The sequence below is a fragment of the Geobacillus sp. DSP4a genome (assembly GCF_013096875.1).
Taxonomy (GTDB): domain Bacteria; phylum Bacillota; class Bacilli; order Bacillales; family Anoxybacillaceae; genus Geobacillus; species Geobacillus thermophilus.
The window spans coordinates 1-715 of sequence record NZ_SDLD01000163.1; the positions used below are offsets into that span (position 1 = coordinate 1).

Sequence of the window (715 nt, forward strand, 5' to 3'; positions counted from 1 at the left end):
GAGAAGACTCCCACTTCAACGAAGCGAAGCGGAGTAAGTGGGAGATGAATCGCCTTAACTATATTTTGCTGAAAATAGGATAGATTCAGTAAAATATAGTATAATATAGTTAGATGGGGGGTGAAAACATGTATTTTTGTATCAAACAACAGCTAAATGGTTTGACCAAAGAAGAATACTTGACTCTTCGAGAACTGTGCCATATTGCCAAGAACATGTACAACGTCGGATTGTAAATTGGCAAACTTGTCATTGGCTATGCGGAAACATGGCAACGCAATATGAATCTAGGAAAAAAGACAAATCAAAACTTTGTCAATATTCCTCTCGGTAACATAAAAGAAAAACTAGAATATCTTTGTAAATTTTACGGCATTGAATTCTTGAAACAGGAAGAATCCTATACGTCTCAAGCCAGCTTTTTTGACGGCGATGAGATTCCTGAATATAATGCCGACAATCCAAAAGAATATAAGTTCAGCGGCAAACGTATTAAGCGCGGCTTGTATCGAACAAAGTCTGGCAAACTAATTAATGCTGATGTCAATGGCGCATTAAACATCTTAAAGAAAAGTAAAGCTGTAGACCTGAGTGTCTTATGCTCTAGCGGCGAAGTGGACACGCCTCAAAGAATAAGGATTGCTTGAAGCAGTCAAACTTCTTTGGAAGCCCCCACTTCAAATTTTCGCTAGAAAATTAAGTGGGGGTAGTTCAC

At 38.3% G+C, this 715-nt stretch carries 1 pseudogene; it reads left to right on the forward strand.

What is annotated here, in order from left to right:
• Positions 1–236: 236 nt before the first annotated feature.
• A pseudogene (locus tag ETC02_RS18645) lies at positions 237–647 on the forward strand (zinc ribbon domain-containing protein); the annotation flags it as partial.
• Positions 648–715 lie beyond the last annotated feature (68 nt).